Raw genomic sequence first — 16,094 nt, 5'->3', positions numbered from 1 at the left:
TGGCCATGAAGACCGCTATCGTCGTGATTGATATGCAGAACGATTTCGTTACGGGCTCTCTCGGAACCCGGGAGGCCGCGGAGGTTCTGCCCCGCATCCGGGACTTTCTTGCGGAAAATGCTGCATCCTCTTCTCCCGCCGATGTCTTCTTCACTCAGGACACGCATCCTGAAAACTATCTCGAAACGCAGGAAGGCCGGCGTCTTCCGGTACCTCACTGCATCAGAGGCAGCCGGGGATGGGACATCTGCGAAGAGCTGAAGCCTTTCGCGTCCGCTGATCGCACGATCCAGAAACCCACCTTCGGAAGCCTGGAACTCGGCAGCCGTCTGAAGACTTATGACCGCATTATTTTCACTGGCGTCTGTACCGATATCTGTGTGATCAGCAACGCGCTGATCGCGAAGGCCGCCGCCCCTGAAACGGCGATTGAGGTAAAACCGGAGCTCTGCGCCGGAACGACCCCTGAGAATCACGAAAACGCTCTGAAAGCGCTCCGGATCTGCCAGATCGATGCCTGATCGCTGATCTCAGCCGCTTTGATGCTGCTTAAAACAGAAAGCCCGGAGATTGCTCTCCGGGCTTCTCTTTTTCATACTCACTGCTCCGGGAATCCCGGAGCAGGAATCTGAGGCTTTTTACTTCTTGAGGCCAATGTACTTCACAGCGTTTTCAGCCGCGATACGGCCGCCATTCACAGCCCAGGCAATGGTGGAGCCAGCCATCAGCAGATCGTAGCTGTCGCCATACATACCGCCCGCGTCGTTGCCGGCAGCGTAGAGGCCCTTGATCGGGGAATCATCCTTGCGGACCACTTCCCACTTGTCGTCGATCTTGATGCCGCCGAGCGTGCCGAGAGACGTGGCAACGAGCTGAATCGCGTAGTACGGAGCCTTGTTCACGTGACGGATGTACTTCGGATTCTTGGCGAAGAGACCGTCGTGACGGATATCAGCCCAGTGGTTGTACTCAGCAACGTTCTTCTTCAGAACATCAGCGTGCATGCCGGTCATCTTGGCGAGCTCGTCAAGCGTATTCGCCTTCTTGGCCCAGCCAGCCTTTTCAGCGGCATCCCACTCGGAATCGAACTTCGTAAGCTTCGTCGCGACCGGAACCATCACGCCGACGCCGAGGTCGATACCTTCGTTCTTCATGTAGTCAAGCGTCGCCTGATCGTACACAACCCACATCTTGCCGCCGTTGCGTTCCAGAGCGTTGCCGGCAAACGGCCACTCGAGCATGACGGTTTCATCAACAAAGCGGTCGCCTTCCGGGTTCAGCCAGAGGTGCGGCTGCTTGGCGGAAGCGGCAACCTGATTCGTGGTGCCCACGCCCTTCGGACCCGGACGGTAGGAAGCCTGAACCTCAACGCCGTCTTCAGCAGCACCGGCCTTCCAGGCCATCTGGATGCCGTCGCCGGTCTTGCCGGTCTGAGCGAGACCGTCAACACCCGGGAATCGGAGATACTTCTTCTTCATTGCTTCGTTGGCACCGAAACCGCCGGTGGCGATAATCACAGCCTTCGCGTTGATGGTGATCTTGTCGCCATCCTTGTTCTTCGCGATCACACCTCGCACAACACCGTCAGAACCCTGGATCAGATCGGTGGCGGGGGTATTCAGGAGCAGCGTGCCGCCGTTCTTCACAAACTTGTCCTGATACTTGGCGAGCCAGCCAGCGCCACGGCCTTCATAAATGTGCCAGGTGTAGAGACCATCCGGATAGTTAGAGAAGAGCTTCTCAAACTTCACGCCGTTGCCCTGCATCCAGTCAATCGTGCTCGCGGTCTTTTCCACGAACGCGCGGACCACGCGGCCGTTACCGCGCCAGTGGCCGTAACGCATGATGCGCTGGAAGGCGTCATCCTTCGTCAGGCCGTAGTTCCAGTCACGCTGCATCTTGGACTCAACCGCCATGATGCCTTCGGAGAATTTGCAGGTACCGCCCGTAATGCCCTGCTTCTCAAGCAGGATCACCTTGGCACCGAGTTCCTGAGCTGCCACACTGGCAGAGGTACCGCCGCAGCCGGCGCCGAGCACCACGATATCGGTGCTCATCGTCTTATCCGCGGCCTGAGCCGGGAGAACACAGGCGGCCGCCAGAGTCGCGGCGATGATCGTCTTCAGTAACTTCATTCTTCTCTCTCCACTTGAATGTGTTGTATTAGTTACTCAGCCTAAAACAGAACTAATTCTTTCTATTTAGGCTTAACTCAAAAATTATCCCCAAATAGGAAGAGAAAATCTGTATCAGCAGTTACACTAAATCACAGGAACACGGTAGCGTGTTACATTTTTTGGTATTCATCCGACATCAGACCTCTTAAGGAGTGCATCCCCGTGCGCCAGATATTTCAGAACCTGCCCTGGGTTCAGCCAGCCGTGCCCCCTGTGATTGCCTCCCTCTATGAACGGCGGGGCGTCCTTCAGAAAGTGAAACGAAACCAGGTGCTGAAAGCCGGAGGCGATAATCCGAAATCCTTTCTTCTCGTCCGGGGACTCTGTGTTTACCGGATAGCGAGCGCTATCAAGGGATCAAGCTCGATTCTCTCCCTCATCCCGCCCGGAAGAAGCATGTGCGATATCTCAGCCGCGGTGGATGAACGGGTAAATGTGGAAACGGTTGCCTGGCGCGATTGCGTGGTGTACGCCATGCCCCCCCGGACTCTGAGCGAAGAGATGTCCAAGGACCCGGAGTTCGGCAAAGCCGTGCTCGCTGATGTGACAGCAAAAGAGGAGAGCTACATCGAAGGCATGGTCGCGAACTTCACTCTCGACCCGCAGTCCCGGCTCCGGACACTCTTCAAGGTGCTGATCACGAGTTACGGGATACCGATTCGGGACGACTGGACTGTGATCCCGCTGCTCCTCAATAACTCTCAGTACGGACAGGTTGTCAATCTGTCCCGGGTTTCTGTCAGCAGAATTTTTTCCCAGTGGGAAGCGGCCGGTCTGATCAGGAAAGACCGCCGTTCAATCTCTGTACGGAAAGAGCTCTTCTCTGACCTTTATGACTGGATCGACGGCAAGGGTGCCGCCGAGGCAACCTATCTCACCGGATACGGGAAGCCGTGAACGGTTTGGGAAACTTCAGGAGCCAGGCATTTGTGCTGTTTCCCGTCGGATGAAGCGCCACCGCCTGCTCCTCATCCGGCAGCACCTTGCCGTTTTTCATCAGATCACCGTCCGGTGAAAGCCTGAGCGAAGGCAGCGCTGCGCCACTTGCGGCTCTGCACCTCACTCCATAGTGCGATTCGTTCACAGCGAGAAGCGCTACATCATCTATCCGCACCAGACTTGAAATCGGTTTATCAACGCCGGCTTTGATCAGATCCGCCACGAAATCCCGGCGGACCGGCGTTACGCCTTCGCTTTTCAGGTACCGAAGCGGCGTATCCACGATGCTGCCTCCCCGAAGCGGGAACTCCGAGAGATCATCCGCACCCTTGAAGCTGATACGGACAAGGCGCGAAACCGCCTTTCCCCGCTCGGTTTCTCCGCTCTCTACCGCGAAAAGGGTTCCATCCCCGACAGATGCGAAAGCTTTGAGAGAAAAACGGTCAAGATCAGAAGGCTTCGGATAGACATAGGCTCGGGACGTCCAATCTGACGGATTGGATAGGAGAATCACCGCGTAGTCCGCCCGTCTTTCAGGAGTAATCGTTGTGGCGAGTCTCCCGTTCGGAAGCTGCGCGAGTCCCTGGAAACCGGACTCCATGGCGCTCCAGGCGAGAAACCGGGGAAGTCCCTTTCCGGGTATCGCCCGAGAGACTTCGCCAAAATCCCGGTTTGAGAGCCGGACAACTGAAGGAAGCGACGCGTCGGCTACCCAGATCGTACCGTCAGATGTGACAGCAATGCCCTGCGGATTGATTGCGGAGCCCCGCGGCTCTATCGGAGAAAACCCCGTGGTAACAGGTTCTTCATGAAAGTCGAGTGAAAGGGATCGCGCGGCTTTCGGAGGAATACCGCTGTAAGGCTGTGAATTCCGGCTTCCGCGGCGAATTCCGGTTACCTGCAGAACCCGATTCTTCAGGTCAAGCGTCAGTTCGACAAAGAGCGGCGAATACCCAGGAATCAGATAGAGGCGGGTCGGGATCAGACCGTCACGCGTCTTTCGTACTGGTCCGTGACAGGTAGGGCCGTCGTCAGTCACCGCGAGAAGCCGGTATCGGCCATCTCCAAGTCCTTCGCGGAGCGCCATGCCGCTCCCGAATGAGAGATCGAGATAGCGGCCGGCCGGGAAAGTTCCTTCTTTCTTTTCGGAAGCGAACGCCGCGCCCTCCGCTCCTTTAAGCAATGGCAGGAAGGCATAAGGGACATTCACCTGCAGCTTTACAGCATCGATCCCGGCAGCTACGGCAGAGCCCGATACCCCAAGAGCCGCAAGGCAGACAAGAAAAAGACCTGAAGCAACAGCGTGCCGCAGGCCCCTTTTCCGTTTGCGAAAAGAAGAGAAAAGAGTCATGAGTAGAAACCTGAGTAGCGTAAACCCTGATTCTAAACTCGAAACGGAAAAAACGGAATTTCCGGGGACTTTTCTCTTCTATGTTCAGATCAGCCGGCGAGACCGTCGCGGACGTCTTCCGCCTTTTCCTTCCCTTCAAGAACCTCAACGAGCTCAAGCGCGAAATCAGAAGCCGTTCCTGGACCGCGGCCCGTGATGATATGTCCGTCACGCTCGACGCGGCCCCCGGTCACATCAGCCCCTTCGAGATACTTTTCAAAGCCCGGATAGCAGGTCGCGCGCTTTCCGCGCAGCAACCCGAGACCGCCAAGCACATAGGGCGCGGCACAGATCGCGGCCACCCATTTCTTCGGATCAGCCGCAAATTCCTTCAGTTTTCCCGTGAGAACGGTATCCTGCCCGAGGTTTTCCGCTCCCGGCCAGCCGCCCGGCAGCACGAGCATATCGGCCTGATCCCAGTCAGCGGAGGAGAGCAGCGTATCGCAGAGAATCTGAACACCGTGAGCTCCCTTTCTCAGATTTCCGCCACCCACGGAAACTGTTTTTACGTCCACACCGCCCCGGCGGAGCAGGTCAACGGAAGTCAAAGCCTCGATTTCCTCAAAACCGTCCGCAATGAAAACCAATGCATGTGACATCTTGCCGATACCTCCAGGTGTTTTATATAAGTGATGCCCGTATTTTATCGGCCGCAGTCCGAGTCGGAGAGACAGAGCGGAGAGACATAAAAACAATGCCCGGCCCCTGAGTGAGGAGCCGGGCATGTCTGATTTTTCGGAATTCTGTCTGCGTCAGGCAGAATCCTGAAGCCTCATCAGATAAAGAAGTGCATCACTTCCATGCTGATGAAGGCCATCAGAACCGAGTTCACCATCAGAACCGGCCAGTACTTCTTCGGGCAATCCGTAATTCCGAGGAGACGGCCCATGTACTGAATCTGAGACGCCATCAGAATGAGGGCGGGAAGCAGAATCGTGATGTCATGGGCGTTCAGGGAACCGTCCGTCGCAAGAGCGGCAGCGACGCCGACACCGGCACCGCAGGAGAGCCACGTGGCGCAGAGCACGAGAATTGCCTTGCCCGGCAGACCGAAGACGGCCATAAAGCCGCCGCAGGTATTGCCGATCCAATCCATCACGCCGAAGATAGTCAGCATGTAGGTGAGCACGAACGCCATCAGCACGTTCGGGATCAAGTTGAAGACGCCGAGATTCCAGCCCTTGCGGCAGCCGACGATAAAGATATCAAACGGATTCTGGGAAACTTTTTCGGCCTGAGCTGCGTTGTTATTACTCATTTGCGAAGTCCTTCTTATAAACGGTCGAGAGCACGAAGCGAACGAGCATCGCGCCGACAAACTTCAGGACGAGGAAAACCACCATCGGAACCCAGATCGGGACAAGGAACCAGGCGATAAGACCGCCGACCACAGTAGTCATGTAGTTGCTGATGCAGCCAGCGCCCGCGTACTGCCAGGCACACATCGTAACCAGCTGCTTGCGGTTAATCAGGCCGTCGTCATAGAGCCCCTTCGTGAGACCAGCACCGGCGTCAGTCGACTGAAGGTCGGTAATCAGGGCAAGACCCGTCAGACCAGGCAGACCAAGGAGCGGCTTGAGAAGCGGAGTCATCAGGAACTGAGCGGCACGGAGAGCACCGTAGTGAGCGAGGACTTCAATCATGCCGAGAGCGAACATCACGCCCGGAACGAGGGAAAGACCGAAGAGGAAGCCGCCGCGGGCACCGTTGCCGCCGTGACCCACGAGGTTCGCCTTATCGACGATTGTGCCGAACTTGCCGACGAGGGTCGAGAAGTCAAGGGCGGAAAGCCACTTGTAGGCATCAGGCATCTTGGCAAACACACCGGAGAACATAATCACAGCGAGAATGAAGGCGATAAACGCCCCGATTCCCGGCAGTTTGTTCTCGTGTGTCTGAGGCGCCTGTTCAGCAGCGTTTGTTTCTACTTTTGCATCAGACATGAATGAGCTCCCTGAGCAAAATCTGCTTCGGCGTAACTGCATCGAAGCGGACTTACGGACAGAAGAATGAAGAAATATCCGCAGGTCGCCCGGGAAGGGTCGCCTGCAGGTCGTTTTGCTCTCCGCCTTTCCCGGGCGGAGACTCTCTAGGGCTGCGGCTTGACTTTGTAAGCTCTTAATTCAGCTGCAGAAACAGCTGAAGCCGCATCCAGCCGCCTGAACTATGAAGGGACAGCTAGAAATCGAAGAATAATGAGAGTCATACGCTGAGTCAAGGCAGAATCTGTCTTAATCACCGGGGTTGGTTTCTTCCCCGGAATACCGGAATACCACTGAGTAACGAAAAAACCCTGTTCATTGCTGAACAGGGTTTTCGTTGAATTCTCAGGGGACGAACCTTGGATCCGCCCGTCCCCGGTGGATTCCTCGCCTAGGGAGGAATCGAGTGCTTAGAGAGAACCAGTCCCGTAAGCGAGGTCAATGCTGCGGATCGATTCGCGCCAGGCGAGATCCTCAGCAGTCTTCATTTTGATCCCGCTCTCAGACTGGCCGCTGAGGCCCATCCGGCGGGAAAGCGTTCCGACTACCTGCTTCACGAGGTTGTTCGTCTTCTTGTCTTCATACTGATAGTTAGTCATTTTTCACTTCCTTATATTTATTTTTGTACGCCTGCTTTTCTGGCGTGGTTTGCGGTTTCATCCGACGAATCTATTTATAGCCCTCTTTTATGAAGATCCTGAGGCATTTTGATGACTGCATCGTGACAGCCGTTACAGGATCTTTCCGCCGGCAAAGGCGGGCGGAAAAAGCAAAAACAACAGTGAGGGTTTTATAGGAGCAGCCCGCCTGTCTCAGGAGGCGTTCTGCCGTATTTTTCTCTTGAGTGGATGCACAGATTTTCGACCGGATCCGGTCTGCACTTTATTCAGCAGATGTCTGCTGCTCGATGGGCTGGCGGTTTCAGAGAGCCCTTTTTTCAAGGTTACCGCCTAAGATGATCCACTCGTCCCTGAGAGAAAAAAGAAATATTGGGACAACTCCTATTATACCAATAAATCTTTAAAAAACATATTTTTAATAATTTTTTTCAATTTTAAAGTTTGGTATTGGTACTGAAACGATGTTCACATTCATTTTCAAGCTAAGTAGAATCGCAGTTAACATCGCCGGATTGCACTCCCCGTCCGGACTGTAGCCGCACGGGGACTTCCGGCCAGACTGCCTCTAATAGGATAAATAAATGGAGATCGCCCCTTACGCCGCCGGGTGGCTGTCGATTCTGCCCCCCATCATCGCAATCGGACTCGCTCTTGTAACGAAAGAAGTGCTGTCCTCGCTGCTGCTCGGTGTTCTGTCCGGATCGCTGATCTGGGCCATTGGAACCGGCGCGAACCCTGTCATGGGAACCGTGTCCGCCACCTTCGGAATCATGGTGAATAAGCTTGACTTCACCATCATTCTCTTTACATCAATGCTTGGCGCCCTGGTGTACTGCATCTCGCTCTCAGGTGCCACCAAGGCCTACGGACACTGGGCCCTCGGCAAAATCAGATCGCGCCGCGGCGCCCTGATGGCGACGACCGGTCTCGGCATCTGCATCTTCATTGATGACTACTTCTCCTGCCTCACGACCGGCACGGTGATGCGTCCGGTGACGGACGCGCACCGCATTTCCCGCGCGAAGCTCGCCTATCTCGTCGATACGACCGCGGCCCCTGTCTGCATCATCGCCCCGATCTCTTCCTGGGCTGCCGCTGTCGGCTCCTCTCTTAAGACCACGGGCGCTTTTGAAAATGATCTCGCCGCGTTTGTTGCCGCCATTCCGTGGAACTTCTACGCGCTGCTCGCGATCGGTCTTGCCCTCTTTATCAGCTGGACAAGCTACGACATCGGTCCGATGAAGGCCTTTGAAAAGCGTGCCATGGAAGGAATCGATAACGGCGCCGGCACCGGTGTGGTGAAGTCTGACGCTCTTGACCGGGCTGGGGAAAAAGGCACGGTTGCCGACATGATCATCCCGATCATCGCTCTCATTTGCTTCGCGGTCTTCTGTCTGCTTTACTCGGGCGGCTACTGGGGCAAGGATCCCAAGTTCCACACCGTGTTCGCCGCGCTCGGCAACACCTCCGCTTCCACCGCTCTCGTCTGGGCCTGCTTCGGTGCTCACATCGTGACGCTCATCATGTTCCTCAGCCGCAAGGTGATGTCCTTCAAGACCTATATGGATGGGTTCGTTGAAGGCGTGAAAGTGATGCTTCCCGCGAATATGATTCTTGTGCTCGCCTGGGCTCTGTCCGGTGTCTGCCGCGATATGCTTCAGACTCCGCAGTTCATCCAGGGTCTGGTGCAGTCGGGTTCCGCCACCGCGCTCTTCCTTCCGGCCGCCATCTTCGTGATTGCCGCGTTCCTATCCTTCTCGACCGGCACGGCCTGGGGCACGTTCGGCATTCTGATCCCGATCATGGTTCCGATCACCCACTCTGTCATGCCTGACATGATGATCGTGGCCCTCTCCGCCACGCTCGCTGGCTCCGTCTTCGGTGACCACTGCTCGCCGATTTCTGACACCACGATTCTTTCTTCGGCAGGTTCCGGGTGTAACCACATAGACCACGTATCAACGCAGCTGCCATATTCGCTCACTGTGGCCACCTGCGCGATGGCCGGGTATCTGGTTGCCGGTTTCACTCACGGCTCCTGGATTGCCTCTTTCGGTACGTCCGTTGTGCTGATGCTCGTTGCCGTGACCATGCTTCATATGCGTCACTCCAAAGCCGCGAAAGCTCAGGCGTAAAAATCAGCGTCTGCTGAAGCTCTGAATAAAAGGGGGCCGGGTTCCAATCAGGAATCCGGCCCCTTTTCTCTCTCCTCAGAAAACTTCTAGCGTCTTACGGCAAACTGCGGGAAAAGCGATCTCAGCCTTGCCTGAAGATCCGGACTCGGATAGTCCGGAGGACAGTTCGGGTAAAGTGACTCAGACTCAAATCCCGGCGGCACACGGAAGGGCTGCAGCGCATAGGACTTCACGCCTTTTGCCGCGAGCGACACACCAATCCCGAGCAGCTGCTCCTCAGAAAGAAAAGCCGGGTGGCAGGTGGTGCGGCATTCAAAAGGAACACCTGAAGCCTTCAGAATATCCAGACTGTCGAGCGTTTTCTCTTCCCCTGCGCCAACCCGGATAATGTTCCTGAAAGCCGCAGGATCAGTGAGCGGTGCCTTGATATCAAGCCCCACCCAGTCGATATCCGGAAGGATCTCCTTCAGAACCGCGGGGTAGGCACCCGACGTGTGCACCGCCACCAGAAATCCCTGTGACTTCACCGCCTTGATTGCTGCCGGCAGCGCAGGGTCTGAGAGCGGTTCGCCGCCGGAAAAAACAACGCCATCCAGAAGCCCCTTCCGGCGGCTGAGAAGCGCGATGAGCGACTCCCAGCTTTCGTGCTCATACTGCGGATCAAACTTAAAGGGGCGCAGCCAGGGATTCTGACAATACGTACAGTCCCACGGACAGCCCTGAATAAAAGCGACTGCCGCCAGTTTCCCCGGGAAGTCGATCGTCGTAAATGACGTGATCGCTCCGACCCGCAGTCCTTCAGGACCTCTTTCAGGCGTCATGCCTCCGTCCCTCAGGCATTCGCCTTTTCAGCCGGACGGGCAAGACCGCAGTGCTCTTCCGTGAAGAACTTGCGCTCGAGAAATTCGCCGACCTTGCCTTTATTGAAGGACTGCACCGGACGGTGATATCCCATCACGCGAGTCCACACTTCGCACTTCTGACGCTCGGAATCTTTCAGAACCACTTCAGAGGATTTTTCTTCCATCATTCGTCTCCTGTTTCACTATTCAAAGTCTAGTCAGCCTACGCAGCCTTGGCAGCCTGCGAGGCATTTGCCACTGCGGCTTCCGCCTTCTTCTTCGCGAGAAGCTCAGCGTCGCAGTACGGGCAGAAATCATGGCGCCCTGAGATATACCCATGCTTCGGGCAGATCGAGAAAGTCGGGGTCACCGTGATGTACGGCAGGCGGAATGTCGTCAGGACACGCCGTACGAGCTCTCTGCAGGCTTCAGCGGACGACACCGCCTCATTCATGTAGAGATGCAGAACCGTGCCGCCGGTGTATTTCTTCTGCAGGTCATCCTGCATTTCAAGAGCGAGGAACGGATCATCCGTATATCCAACCGGCAGCTGGGAGCTGTTCGTGTAGTACGGATGCTCCGGTGTACCCGCCTGGAGAATATCCGGGAAGCGTTTCTTATCTTCCTTCGCGAACCGGTAAGTCGTGCCCTCAGCAGGCGTCGCTTCGAGGTTATACATATGGCCGGTTTCGGTCTGGAATTCCACCATGCGGCTGCGGACGTGATCCAGCATCTTCAGCGCGAAAGCATGACCCCAGTCATCGGTGATGTCATGCTCGTCGTTCGTGAAGTTACGGATCATTTCATTCATGCCGTTCACGCCGATCGTGGAGAAATGATTGCGGAGTGTGCCGAGATAACGCTTGGTGTACGGGAAGAGCCCCTGATCCATATAGCGCTGGATCACCTTTCTCTTCACTTCAAGCGAGTCGCGGGCCATTTCCAGCAAATGATCAAGGCGTTTGTAGAGACCTTCCTCATCGGACTTGAAGAGATTGCCAAGCCGCGCGCAGTTGATCGTGACCACACCGATGGATCCCGTCTGCTCCGCGGAACCGAAGAGACCGTTGCCTCGCTTCAGGAGCTCCCGCAGGTCAAGCTGCAGGCGGCAGCACATCGAGCGGATCATGTTCGGTTTCAGATCCGAATTAATGAAGTTCTGGAAATACGGAAGACCGTACTTCGCCGTCATCCGGAAGAGGAGCAGGGTATTCGGGCTGTCCCAGTCGAAATCCTTGGTGATGTTGTAGGTCGGGATCGGGAACGTGAAGACACGGCCCTTCGAGTCCCCCTTCATCATGACTTCGATATAGGCCCGGTTGATCATGTCCATTTCGGGCTTCAGTTCACCATAGGTGAAGGGCTGCTCCTCGCCCGCGATCACCGGATGCTGATTTCTCAGATCCTCCGGGCACACCCAGTCAAACGTGAGATTCGTGAACGGCGTCTGCGTGCCCCAGCGGGACGGCACATTCAGGTTATAAATCAGCTCCTGAATGCTCTGAAGAACCTCCTCGTACGGCAGATTGTCCTTACGGATGTAAGGTGCCATATAGGTGTCAAACGAAGAAAATGCCTGAGCCCCCGCCCACTCGTTCTGCATCGTGCCAAGGAAATTCACGATCTGACCGGCGGCGGAAGAAAAATGCTTCGGCGCCCCGGCTTCCACCTTCCCGGGAACCCCATTCAGTCCTTCCTGCAGAAGCGTACGTAGCGACCAGCCGGCGCAGTAGCCGGAGAGCATATCGAGGTCGTGGATATGAAGATCGCCGTTCCGGTGAGCGAGCCCAATCTCCGGCGCGTAGATCGAATTCAGCCAGTAGTTCGCGACGACCTTCCCTGACACATTCAGAATCAGGCCGCCAAGCGAGTAGCCCTGGTTCGCGTTGGCGTTCACGCGCCAGTCAAGCTGATTCAGATACTCATTGATCGAAGACTCAACATCAATCCAGCTGTGCTTTGCGTCGCGCTGTTTTGCGTGCTGCTCGCGATAAACGATGTAGGCGCGGAGCGTCTTGAAAAAACCGCCCGCGAAGATCGACTGTTCGACAGCGTCCTGAACTTTCTCAATATCCGGCGTTTCGGTTTTCAGAGCCCGGATCCGGGGCATCACCTCGGTTTCCGTCAGGCGTTTTGCGCCTTCAGCCGTGATTTCTCCGGTTGCCTTGCCCGCCTTCGCGATCGCGATCACGATCTTGTCCGCGTCAAAATCACGGATGCTGCCGTCGCGCTTGATAATATGGCGCGGCTCAAGTTCCACTGTCATTCTGAGTCCCCTGAGATCATTGTGTTTTAAACAGAAGTGAAATCCGCATAAACACCATTGATAGCGAATGAAAACGCGGAAAACACCATTTGTTGTGATTTTTCTGTTTACTATATCATCATAGCTTTGATACGTTATCTGGCCTTAGGTTGTAGTCAAAAGGGAGAGTACCGCTACACATTGATTCGACTGCTTAAATCCGGAACTCTCTTTTATTTAGGGTTTTCACCTATTATATTTTACCTATCAATACGTACAATTCCCTACGTCAGAACCGTGATGGGTTATTGCGGACAATCTGATGTTTCTCCCTGCGTGGTTCCTTTCGAGGGGCTGGCGGCTGCAGCGCTACTGTTGCTGCTATGTATAAAGTGAACCATGCTTTTCTTGGTGTCCGGGCTTACCTGCAAGCCCGGTTTTTTTTGCCTTTCGCATTTTCTTTTTTCTTTTCTATATAGCGCCGCTCTTCTGACCGCCAGCCAGAGTACCTCCTCTGAGTAGATCTTCTGCACAAATTGCCTGTTTATCACTACCTGTGCTAAAAAGTAGGGCGGCTACCAAAATCGTTTTTCTTCGGTAAAATAGCGGAAATAAAAACGCTTCTCATAATCATCTCTTTTCAAGAGACAAGAAGAGGCGCCTCAGCAAGAAATCTACTTACTCTATAAAGGCCAGAACAAAATGAACCGTGAAGTCGTGAAGTGCGGACTCTTCCTCCTTGGCGGCATCGCTATCGGTGCTATCGGTGCTACCGTGGTTTCCCGCGGCAAGCTGAAGGGCATCAAGCCTATCGCCTCTGATCTTCTTTCCCGCGGCTATGACGTCCGTGAGAAGGTTCTCGAAAAGGTTGACGCTGCCCGTGAAGATATTTCTGACGTGCTCGCCGAAGCCCAGGCGAAGTCTGAAGAACGCCGTTCCGATAAGGAGCCGGTGCTTCAGGAAGCCGCTCCCGCGCAGCCCGCTGCTGAAAAGCCCGCTGCTGCCTGATACCGGGTCCGTAAGCAATACCGACCGGCTTTCCCCTGAAAGCTGCAATCAGAAGGTGTGATGGAGCCAGGCGAAAGCCCGGCTCCGTTTTATTTTGTGCAGGCCGATACACACAGAAGGACCTTTTCCGCATGAATCTCACCGTTGTCCATCACATCCCGGGACGCATCCGCTGGAGGTCAGCGAACTGCTTCACCCGAAGCCTCGCTGAAACGATCGCCGAAAAACTCGACGCGATCACCGGCGTCGAAGGTGTCCGGGTGAGCCCGCGCTGCGGCTCAATTCTTATCACCTACTCCACCGAGAAAGGACTGCTCTCGGCGGTTGACGCGCTCGCGGGCATCCGCACCGAAGCCGCGCCGCCCCGCCCCGCCTCAGCCCAGCGAGGGCTTGCGCCTAAGGATCCCGACTACAACTGGTGGCCGCTTGAACGCTATGTCTTCGTGCGTCCTCTGCTTCCTACGCTCTGGAACACTATCCATACGGCCATCGGCTCAATTCCGTTCATCGGCCGAGGAATCAGCGAACTCCTGAAAGGAAAACTGAATGTCGAGGTGCTGGACGCCTCAGCGGTCGGTATTTCACTTCTGATGCGGGACTTTGGGACCGCCGGTCTCGTGATTCTCCTTCTCGGCCTCGGCGACATGCTCGAAAAGGCGACGAAGAAAAAGTCTCGGGATTCTCTTGCCGAGCAGCTCACGGTCCGCGTGAACACGGTCTGGGTGCGCGAACCCGATGGCAGCGTGCGTCAGAAGAGCATTCAGCTTCTGAATGACGATGAATTCATCGTGGCGCGCTCAGGCGCCGCCATCCCGGTTGACGGCACCGTGGTTTCGGGTGAAGCCTTCGTCAACCAGTCAACGATGACCGGGGAACCGCTGCCAGTCCGCAAAGCGAAGGGAATGCCCGTTTTCGCGGGTACCGTGGTTGAAGAGGGTGAGGTCGATATCCGTCCGACCGGATCTGTCGAGAATTCCCGCCTGAATCAGATCGCCCGGTTTATTGATGAAAGCGAGCGTCAGAAGTCCGGAATCGAAAGCCGGATGGATCATCTGGCTGACGCGATTGTGCCGTTCAACTTCCTCCTTGCCGGCCTTGTGTTCCTCTTCACGAGGAATCTCACCCGCACCGCATCCGTGCTCCTCGTTGACTACAGCTGCGCGCTCAGGCTCTCCACGCCGCTCTGCGTTCTCTCTGCCATGAAGGAAGGAACCCGGGAAAACATTCTCGTGAAGGGCGGTCGGCATCTCGAGTCGCTCGCTGAGGCTGACGTTGTGGTATTCGATAAGACCGGAACGCTCACTCAGGCTACTCCGCGCCTCACGGACGTGGTGTCGGCCGGTGAATGGAGTGAGGATGAACTCCTCAAAGTCGCGGCCTGCCTTGAAGAGCACTTCCCGCACCCCGTGTCTCACAGCATCGTGAAGGCCGCGCGCGAAGCCGGACTCGATCATCTGATCGAAGCGCACGACTCTGAGGTGAAATATGTCGTGGCTCACGGCATCCGCTCCCGGGTTGAAGGGCGTGACATTATTCTCGGCTCCCGTCACTTCGTGGAAGAGGACGAGAATGTCGATGTCAGCGTGATGACTGACGATATCATCCGGCTTTCCGACCAGGGCAAGAGCATTCTCTACATGGCTCACGCCGGGAAACTGATTGGTATCTTCGGCGTCGAAGACCCGCCGAAAGAAAACGCCGTGGACGTGATCCGGGAACTGAAGGGCCTGGGGATCAAGAAGGTTGTGATGCTGACAGGCGATGACCCGAGAACCGCCGCGAATATCGCGGCCCGGCTCGGCATTGATGAGTTCCGCGCGCAGATGCTCCCGGAAAGCAAGGCTGAAGCCGTGAAGGCGCTTCGCGCCGCCGGCTACAAAGTGATCATGGTGGGCGACGGCATCAACGACACACCGGCCCTCACAAGCTCTGACGTTGGTGTGTCTCTCCGCGACGGTACGGATATCGCTCAGGAGGTCGCGGACGTCGTGCTCACGGCGAACAACCTCGCCGATCTTCCGAAGGCCATCCGTCTCGCACGCAGCGCCATGGCCCGTGTGCAGACGAACTTCAAGGCGAGCGTTGGACTCAATACGCTCTTCCTTGCCGGCGGTCTCACCAATGTACTCACACCGGCTGCCGGAGCCCTGCTCCATAATGGCACCACGATCGGCGTCTGCGTGAATTCAATGCGCGGCAACTATCTGACAGGAAATGCATCATGACGGACTCTTTTGAAAACTGCATTCGAAGCTACTTCCCGGGGCGTCTCCGGGCACGGCACGCTTCGCTGAAAAACGCGGAAACCGTGAAGCAGGTGAAGACTTTCCTCGCGGGGCTTGAAGGCGTCCGTTCCGTGGAAATCAATCCCCGGGTCGGGAGCCTCCTCCTGCTCTGGGACCCGGCAAAGCTCGATATTGAGCAGCTGAAGGCCCTCGCCTCTGCCGCTCTTCCGGAAGAGAAGCCTGTTCCCGCCAAGTCCGCAGCCACGCGTCAGAGAGCGCCGGCAAAGGGGTTCCAGATCGGCGACCTCAACCCCTTCCACGGCTCCAAGTTCGTGAACCAGAACGTGAACCGCGCCATGACGGCGACCTACGCGCTCACGCTTCTCGGTCTTGTCCCCGGAATCGGCCCTGGAGGCAAGATGGCCCTGCATGTCGCTTCCGGTGTCGCTTTCACTGCCTTCCTTGCCTGGCATCTGATACGCTACAGAAGTACGGTTATCTGATAGGAATGGGGCTCTGACGGGCCCCGGA

The 16,094-nt window shown here is 56.1% G+C and carries 15 protein-coding genes; 6 read left to right on the top strand and 9 right to left on the bottom strand.

Features of this window, described 5'->3' with window-relative positions:
• Positions 1–5: 5 nt before the first annotated feature.
• Positions 6–521 carry a cysteine hydrolase family protein gene (locus M4NBBH2_RS05990; protein WP_116270106.1) on the top strand — a complete coding sequence of 172 codons (516 nt, stop codon included), beginning with the start codon at positions 6–8 and terminating at the stop codon, positions 519–521.
• 117 nt (positions 522–638) lie between these two features.
• Here M4NBBH2_RS05990 and M4NBBH2_RS05985 read toward each other — a convergent pair whose 3' ends face one another.
• Complete coding sequence (locus tag M4NBBH2_RS05985; protein WP_116270105.1) at positions 639–2,135, bottom strand: FAD-dependent oxidoreductase; 1,497 nt, start codon at positions 2,133–2,135, stop codon at positions 639–641.
• Positions 2,136–2,339: 204 nt separating this feature from the next.
• Between M4NBBH2_RS05985 and M4NBBH2_RS05980 the strand changes: the two genes are divergently transcribed.
• Complete coding sequence (locus M4NBBH2_RS05980) at positions 2,340–3,074, top strand: Crp/Fnr family transcriptional regulator (RefSeq protein WP_116270104.1); 735 nt, start codon at positions 2,340–2,342, stop codon at positions 3,072–3,074.
• Here the strand turns inward: M4NBBH2_RS05980 and M4NBBH2_RS05975 are convergent.
• The 5 genes from M4NBBH2_RS05975 to M4NBBH2_RS05955 form a co-directional block, all read right to left on the bottom strand.
• Entirely contained in the window at positions 3,052–4,467 is a 1,416-nt protein-coding gene (locus M4NBBH2_RS05975; protein ID WP_116270103.1) for an esterase-like activity of phytase family protein, read from the bottom strand. The two genes, M4NBBH2_RS05980 and M4NBBH2_RS05975, sit on opposite strands and share 23 nt — an antisense overlap.
• An 89-nt stretch (positions 4,468–4,556) precedes the next feature.
• Positions 4,557–5,105 (bottom strand): DJ-1 family glyoxalase III, encoded by a 549-nt coding sequence (locus M4NBBH2_RS05970; RefSeq protein WP_116270102.1) that lies wholly within the window; start codon positions 5,103–5,105, stop codon positions 4,557–4,559.
• A gap of 176 nt (positions 5,106–5,281) precedes the next feature.
• Positions 5,282–5,764 carry a YjiG family protein gene (locus tag M4NBBH2_RS05965; RefSeq protein ID WP_022443107.1) on the bottom strand — a complete coding sequence of 161 codons (483 nt, stop codon included), beginning with the start codon at positions 5,762–5,764 and terminating at the stop codon, positions 5,282–5,284.
• The gene (locus M4NBBH2_RS05960; RefSeq protein ID WP_138707971.1) at positions 5,757–6,449 is read right to left on the bottom strand and encodes a nucleoside recognition domain-containing protein; all 693 of its coding nucleotides are present in this window, start codon (positions 6,447–6,449) and stop codon (positions 5,757–5,759) included. Before M4NBBH2_RS05960 ends, M4NBBH2_RS05965 begins: the two co-directional genes overlap by 8 nt.
• Positions 6,450–6,898: 449 nt before the next feature.
• The gene (locus M4NBBH2_RS05955; RefSeq protein ID WP_116270101.1) at positions 6,899–7,087 is read right to left on the bottom strand and encodes a hypothetical protein; all 189 of its coding nucleotides are present in this window, start codon (positions 7,085–7,087) and stop codon (positions 6,899–6,901) included.
• Between the two features lie 602 nt (positions 7,088–7,689).
• On the opposite strand from M4NBBH2_RS05955, the gene M4NBBH2_RS05950 reads away from it, so the two are divergent.
• The gene (locus M4NBBH2_RS05950; RefSeq protein ID WP_235005549.1) at positions 7,690–9,243 is read left to right on the top strand and encodes a Na+/H+ antiporter NhaC family protein; all 1,554 of its coding nucleotides are present in this window, start codon (positions 7,690–7,692) and stop codon (positions 9,241–9,243) included.
• A gap of 86 nt (positions 9,244–9,329) precedes the next feature.
• Here the strand turns inward: M4NBBH2_RS05950 and M4NBBH2_RS05945 are convergent, their stop codons facing one another.
• The 3 genes from M4NBBH2_RS05945 to M4NBBH2_RS05935 are packed head-to-tail and all read right to left on the bottom strand — an operon-like array spanning position 9,330 to position 12,351.
• Entirely contained in the window at positions 9,330–10,064 is a 735-nt protein-coding gene (locus M4NBBH2_RS05945; protein WP_116270100.1) for an anaerobic ribonucleoside-triphosphate reductase activating protein, read from the bottom strand.
• Between the two features lie 11 nt (positions 10,065–10,075).
• Positions 10,076–10,273, bottom strand: a complete 198-nt coding sequence (nrdD, locus tag M4NBBH2_RS12195; protein ID WP_370685242.1) for an anaerobic ribonucleoside-triphosphate reductase — start codon at positions 10,271–10,273, stop codon at positions 10,076–10,078.
• A gap of 35 nt (positions 10,274–10,308) precedes the next feature.
• Positions 10,309–12,351 carry a ribonucleoside triphosphate reductase gene (locus M4NBBH2_RS05935; protein ID WP_116270098.1) on the bottom strand — a complete coding sequence of 681 codons (2,043 nt, stop codon included), beginning with the start codon at positions 12,349–12,351 and terminating at the stop codon, positions 10,309–10,311.
• Between the two features lie 681 nt (positions 12,352–13,032).
• Between M4NBBH2_RS05935 and M4NBBH2_RS05930 the strand changes: the two genes are divergently transcribed.
• The 3 genes from M4NBBH2_RS05930 to M4NBBH2_RS05920 all read left to right on the top strand — a co-directional run bounded on the left by M4NBBH2_RS05930 (position 13,033) and on the right by M4NBBH2_RS05920 (position 16,066).
• A complete protein-coding gene (locus tag M4NBBH2_RS05930) occupies positions 13,033–13,338 on the top strand; it encodes a hypothetical protein (RefSeq protein ID WP_022443049.1) in 306 nt (101 codons plus the stop codon).
• Positions 13,339–13,469: 131 nt separating this feature from the next.
• A complete protein-coding gene (locus M4NBBH2_RS05925; RefSeq protein WP_116270097.1) occupies positions 13,470–15,563 on the top strand; it encodes a heavy metal translocating P-type ATPase in 2,094 nt (697 codons plus the stop codon).
• Positions 15,560–16,066, top strand: a complete 507-nt coding sequence (locus tag M4NBBH2_RS05920) for an HMA2 domain-containing protein (protein ID WP_116270096.1) — start codon at positions 15,560–15,562, stop codon at positions 16,064–16,066. Before M4NBBH2_RS05925 ends, M4NBBH2_RS05920 begins: the two co-directional genes overlap by 4 nt.
• Positions 16,067–16,094: the final 28 nt, after the last annotated feature.

This window comes from Mesosutterella multiformis (genome assembly GCF_003402575.1).
In the GTDB taxonomy this organism is placed as follows: domain Bacteria; phylum Pseudomonadota; class Gammaproteobacteria; order Burkholderiales; family Burkholderiaceae_F; genus Mesosutterella; species Mesosutterella multiformis.
This window is presented reverse-complemented; position numbering and strand designations above follow the sequence as displayed.

Excerpts from the sequence above, each read along its gene's own strand:
- M4NBBH2_RS05990 (WP_116270106.1), top strand. The coding sequence starts at position 6 with ATGAAGACCGCTATCGTCGTGATTGATATGCAGAACGATTTCGTTACG.
- M4NBBH2_RS05985 (WP_116270105.1), bottom strand. The coding sequence starts at position 2,135 with ATGAAGTTACTGAAGACGATCATCGCCGCGACTCTGGCGGCCGCCTGT.
- M4NBBH2_RS05975 (WP_116270103.1), bottom strand. The coding sequence starts at position 4,467 with ATGACTCTTTTCTCTTCTTTTCGCAAACGGAAAAGGGGCCTGCGGCAC.
- M4NBBH2_RS05970 (WP_116270102.1), bottom strand. The coding sequence starts at position 5,105 with ATGTCACATGCATTGGTTTTCATTGCGGACGGTTTTGAGGAAATCGAG.
- M4NBBH2_RS05965 (WP_022443107.1), bottom strand. The coding sequence starts at position 5,764 with ATGAGTAATAACAACGCAGCTCAGGCCGAAAAAGTTTCCCAGAATCCG.
- M4NBBH2_RS05960 (WP_138707971.1), bottom strand. The coding sequence starts at position 6,449 with ATGTCTGATGCAAAAGTAGAAACAAACGCTGCTGAACAGGCGCCTCAG.
- M4NBBH2_RS05955 (WP_116270101.1), bottom strand. The coding sequence starts at position 7,087 with ATGACTAACTATCAGTATGAAGACAAGAAGACGAACAACCTCGTGAAG.
- M4NBBH2_RS05950 (WP_235005549.1), top strand. The coding sequence starts at position 7,690 with ATGGAGATCGCCCCTTACGCCGCCGGGTGGCTGTCGATTCTGCCCCCC.
- M4NBBH2_RS05945 (WP_116270100.1), bottom strand. The coding sequence starts at position 10,064 with ATGACGCCTGAAAGAGGTCCTGAAGGACTGCGGGTCGGAGCGATCACG.
- nrdD (WP_370685242.1), bottom strand. The coding sequence starts at position 10,273 with ATGATGGAAGAAAAATCCTCTGAAGTGGTTCTGAAAGATTCCGAGCGT.
- M4NBBH2_RS05935 (WP_116270098.1), bottom strand. The coding sequence starts at position 12,351 with ATGACAGTGGAACTTGAGCCGCGCCATATTATCAAGCGCGACGGCAGC.
- M4NBBH2_RS05930 (WP_022443049.1), top strand. The coding sequence starts at position 13,033 with ATGAACCGTGAAGTCGTGAAGTGCGGACTCTTCCTCCTTGGCGGCATC.
- M4NBBH2_RS05925 (WP_116270097.1), top strand. The coding sequence starts at position 13,470 with ATGAATCTCACCGTTGTCCATCACATCCCGGGACGCATCCGCTGGAGG.
- M4NBBH2_RS05920 (WP_116270096.1), top strand. The coding sequence starts at position 15,560 with ATGACGGACTCTTTTGAAAACTGCATTCGAAGCTACTTCCCGGGGCGT.